Source organism: uncultured Paraglaciecola sp. (assembly GCF_913058035.1).
Taxonomy (GTDB): domain Bacteria; phylum Pseudomonadota; class Gammaproteobacteria; order Enterobacterales; family Alteromonadaceae; genus Paraglaciecola.
Map to the genome: position 1 here is coordinate 1 of NZ_CAJXPA010000249.1, position 4,915 is coordinate 4,915.

4 protein-coding genes are annotated in these 4,915 nt (G+C 40.8%); 2 read left to right on the plus strand and 2 right to left on the minus strand.

Annotated features, from left to right (window positions below):
• Positions 1-141: 141 nt before the first annotated feature.
• Positions 142-801, minus strand: a complete 660-nt coding sequence (locus tag QZ562_RS19535; RefSeq protein ID WP_293763979.1) for an arylesterase — start codon at positions 799-801, stop codon at positions 142-144.
• Position 802: 1 nt separating this feature from the next.
• Between QZ562_RS19535 and QZ562_RS19540 the strand changes: the two genes are divergently transcribed.
• Complete coding sequence (locus tag QZ562_RS19540) at positions 803-1,522, plus strand: ABC transporter ATP-binding protein (RefSeq protein ID WP_293763981.1); 720 nt, start codon at positions 803-805, stop codon at positions 1,520-1,522.
• Positions 1,523-1,526: 4 nt separating this feature from the next.
• Positions 1,527-4,061, plus strand: coding sequence for an FtsX-like permease family protein (locus tag QZ562_RS19545; protein WP_293763983.1), 2,535 nt, complete (start codon positions 1,527-1,529; stop codon positions 4,059-4,061).
• 94 nt (positions 4,062-4,155) lie between these two features.
• Here QZ562_RS19545 and QZ562_RS19550 read toward each other — a convergent pair.
• Positions 4,156-4,915: TIGR01777 family oxidoreductase (locus tag QZ562_RS19550; RefSeq protein ID WP_293763986.1), on the minus strand; the 760-nt coding region annotated here is incomplete at its 5' end.

Below are 4,915 nucleotides of genomic sequence, written 5' to 3' on the forward strand. Positions count from 1 at the left end.
CAGCTCGATTGATCTGCTGTGCAGAGCCAGTTTGAGTGGGCGCAATCTGAGCTAGTGAACCAGCACCTGATGAACTAATTTCCATTACGTACTCCTATTCTTTACATAGTTGTCTCAAAACAATCCTAGCATAAATTCTAATTAGTTGTTTTTATTCTGCGAGGGGAAAATAATGTCGCCTAATATTTTTTGCATATCTTTCGCTATGATGATTTGTGCTTCAGCATTTGGATGTATACCGTCTCGCTGCATCAAGTTCTTGTCTAAGGCAATGTTTTCTAGGAAGAAAGGAAGCATAATTACAGCATATTTTTCAGATAGTTTTGCATAACTGCTGGTAAACATTTGGGTGTATCTTTTACCGTAATTAGTGGGTATCTGCATTTGTTGTAATATGACCGTTACCTCATTTGATTGGGATAATTGTATTATTTTTTCTAGATTATTGCGCATTTTGCTCACTGGGTGGCCTTGTAATCCATCGTTGCCGCCTAGCTCAACAAAAATATGTGTGGGTTCATGTTGCTTGAGTAGCCTTGGCAATCGAGCAAGCGCGCCATCTGTGGTTTCACCACTGATCGCGGCGTTGACAACATTAACATCTTTGCTTTGCCACGCATCTTGTAACAAACTTACCCAGCCTTGCTCTTGCTTTAGACCGTAAGCAGCACTTAGGCTATCACCTAGAATGAGCAATTTTGTTTCTTTGGCCTGTAACTGATCTGAAATCAGTAGTAAGGGTATAAGGATCAAGATTAAATAAATTTTATTTCGAAACGAATTGATATTAAGAAACAGCACTATGACTCCAACGACTATGATTAAAACAAACGGCATAAGTAAAACAGTTATTACGACTCAAGGTCAACTACAGATCCTCAAGCCAATTAGCTTTGAAGTCAAGGCGGGAGAGTCAATTGCTATAGTTGGCGCATCAGGCTCAGGAAAATCTACCTTGCTTAGCTTATTAGCAGGCCTTGATGAAGTCAGTGAAGGAGAAATATATATTGATGGCCAAGCCATGCAAAATATGGATGAAGAACAGCGTGCTCAGCTAAGAGGCGCAAAAGTAGGCTTCATTTTTCAAAGTTTTATGTTGGTACAAAGCTTAACAGCCTTAGAAAATATTATGTTACCAGCCGAGATTGCTGGTCACGATGATGCGAAAAAAAGGGCCTTGAACATCTTAGAGCTAGTAGGACTTGATCATAGAGCCAGTCATTATCCTAATCAACTATCTGGCGGAGAACAGCAACGAGTGGCAATAGCACGAGCGTTTATTTCTGAGCCCAAAATTTTATTTGCAGATGAACCCACGGGTAATTTGGATGCTACTAACAGTGACAAGATTGAGAAGTTATTATTTGAGTTAAATCAAAATTCTAATACTACGTTAGTACTGGTGACCCACGATCCTGTGTTGGCAGGCAAATGTCAGCGTCAATTACATATGCAAGCGGGTGAATTAACGGAAGTTTTTTCAAACACACCTATCGAGCAAGCCGCTCGACAAGTGGGTTAGTGCTATGACTAATCATACTTTGAGTTTAGCATGGCGACTCTTTCGTCATGAGACAAAACGAGGCGAGTTAACCATTATACTGTTAGCGATAGTTTTATCCGTTGCGTCTGTTTTATCACTTTCTTTATTCAGCGAAAGGCTTAAATATGCTTTAACTGAAAAAAGTGCTGAGTTTATTGCTGCAGACAGAGTGCTTGAGTCAAATACCCCCATTGACCTCGCTTGGATTGAAAAGGCTCAACAGATGGGCTTAAACACAGCACATCAAACTTATGCTCGCTCTATGGTTTTTGCCAATGAACAAATGGACTTAGTCGATCTAAGAGCCGCAGATAAAGGTTACCCCCTAAAAGGTACAGTCAAAGTAGCTGATGAACCATTTGTTCAAGGTGTTGCTATAGACGTTCTGCCTGCTTCGGGGGAGGCTTGGATTGAATCTCAATTGTTTCAAACCTTGGCTATTAAAGTCGGTGATAATATAGAGGTAGGTGACAAAATATTTAAGGTAAGCAAAGTGCTGACTGAAGTGCCTGACGCTGGTTTTAGCGTTTTTGGTGGTGATCCTAAGGTATTGATTTCAAAAGAAGACTTAGCGGCAACAAAAGTTGAAGGTCCAGGCAGCAGAATTGATTATAGCTATTTTTTTACAGGCGATAGTGGCGACTTAGATGATTACTACGAGTGGCTTGAGCCGCAGCTCGACCGTGAAATCCATGATTGGGATTCCATTGATGATGACGAGTCTGGTATTGGCCGAGCAGTAGGCAGGGCAGGGCAATACTTTTTATTAGCGAGTTTGTTAGCGATTGTTTTGGCTGCAGTTTCCATAGCGGTGGCAGCACAGCGTTATAGTATGCGCCATTATGACCCCGTCGCCATTATGAAAACCTTAGGTGCACCAAAAAAAATGGTGCAACAAATTTATTTGTTACAGATTTTGTTCATTACCGCACTGGGTATCAGCATTGGTGTGATGTTGGGTTTTATTATTCAGCAACTCGTGGTTTCAGCCATCGCTGGCAAAGTCGATGTGTCGGTAGATGTCTGGTACTGGCGACCAATAGTTATTTCCGTTTTTACCGGTACTATATGTGCGGTATTATTTTCTTTATACCCTTTACTTAAACTTTTTTCGGTATCGCCATTACGGGTATTACGTCGCGACTTAGGTGCCAATTTGAGCTCTAGGCTGATCCAGTTTGTGGCATCAGGTGGTGCTATATTTTTGTTAATGTGGGCGTATAGCCAAAATATTAAAGTCAGTGCTATCCTGTTTATTTCGGGTATTGTTTTGGTTGTCAGTTTATTTGGTGTTACCTATGGTTTAATTTGGGTAGGACGAAAGCTCGGCCAAGGTAAGATGGGTGCTTGGCAGCTTGCTTGGGCTAGAATTCATCGCCGAGCAATGGACAATAGTGTGCAGTTGATCAGTTTTGCTGTCACTATTATGCTGTTATTAATTGTATTAGTTATGCGTAATGACATGGTACAACAATGGCAAAACCAGTTGCCTGAAGGTACCCCAAACTATTTCTTAGTGAATATTAGTCAAGCACAACAACCAGATCTGCAACAACATTTTGTCACCAATCAAGTAGAGATTGATAAGTTTTATCCTGTTGTTCGTGGCCGTTTTGTTGCGGTTAATGATGAAAAGGTGCGCACTGCTGTATCTAAAGAAGATCCAGACGAACAAGGTAACGGCCGTGATGGGTTAGGCAGAGAAGCGAATTTAACGTGGAGCAGTACTCTTCAAAAAGGCAGTGAGGTAATTGCAGGGAAATGGCTAGGCGATAAAAACAATAGTGATACCGCATCACAAAGACCTTTTGAGGTGTCAATTGAAGAGGGTATTGCTGAACGAATGCGTCTTAGTTTAGATGATAAGTTGACCTTTAATATTGGTAGTGAAGTCGTCGAACTAAAGGTTACAAGTATCAGGAATGTTAATTGGCAATCTATGCAGCCAAATTTTTTCTTTGTGATCGAACCACGTGCGTTGAAGAGTTTTATTCCGACTTATATTTCTAGTTTTAATTTACCAACTGAGCGTAAATCCGATATCACTCAATTAATGCAACCTTTTGGTAACGTTACCTTGATTGATGTTGATGCACGAATTACGCAGTTAAGAAATATTGTTGACCAAGTTTCGATGGCGGTAGAGTTTATTTTGATATTGGTTTTGGCAGCAGGTGCGCTGGTATTGATTGCCCAGGTTCAAGCCAGCATGGATGAACGTCAACAAGAATTAGCCATCCTGCGCACGCTTGGTGCTAAGGGTAGTCTGATAAGAGCCAGCGTGGTGTTTGAATTTATCATTATTGGTGTCGTGGCGGGGGCTATGGCTGCGGTGGCCAATGAATTTAGTTTGTACATGTTACAAACCCAAATATTTCAAATGCCTGCCAGTTTACATTTAGCGTATTGGATCATCGCTCCGGTGGTTGGTGCACTGGTAGTGGGTGTGCTTGGCGCTTTGAGTTGCTGGCGTTTGTTGTCACTCAACACGAGTCAATTGTTACGTCAGATGGTTTAGATATAAATACTAAGAAAGTTGGTGCATTGTGAATCAACTTTCTTACATTGATTATTTTTTTTGAGCAAAATTAGTTGATTGATAACTCACTAAACTATTTTCGCAAACAATTGAAAGCTTCGGATATTTCTGGATAAATAAACTTATAACCGCTTTCTTGCAAGCGTTTAGGCACGACTCTTTGACCATATAAAACTAAATTACCCATTTCTCCCATTATCATTCTGAGTGCAAATTCAGGCACCTTAAATACACAAGGGCGAGACAGAGCTGAAGCAAGTTCTCGGCTGAACTTTCCATTGGTTACGGGGTTGGGTGCAGTAAAATTATAAACTCCTTCACAGCTATCATTAGCAATTAAGTGAGCAATACCTCGGAGCATGTCTTCAAGGTGTATCCATGACATATATTGAGTGCCATCACCAATTGGTCCGCCTAAACCTAATTTGAATGGCAATAGCATTTTTTGTAGTGCACCACCTCTTCTAGTGATGACAACTCCCGTACGCAAAATACATACCCGGGTTTTCTCTGATTGTGCTTTTTTTGCTAAAAATTCCCAGCGTTCGCAAAGTTGATGGCTGAACTCATCGTGAGGAGTTGAAAAGTTTTCATCAATGATTTGGTCTTGTTGACGGCCATAAAAACCAATTGCTGAGCCACTTATTAATAATTTGGGTGGATTTTCACCAGCGTTAATGAGTCGCACTACCTCCTCAGTGATTGACCAACGGCTTTGTTCAATTTTATGTTTTTGTTCATCAGTCCACTTTTTAGCTACTATGGGCTCACCAGCTAAGTTGATCACCACATCATACTCGTCTAAATTATCAAAATGTGTAAGAGTGGATAGG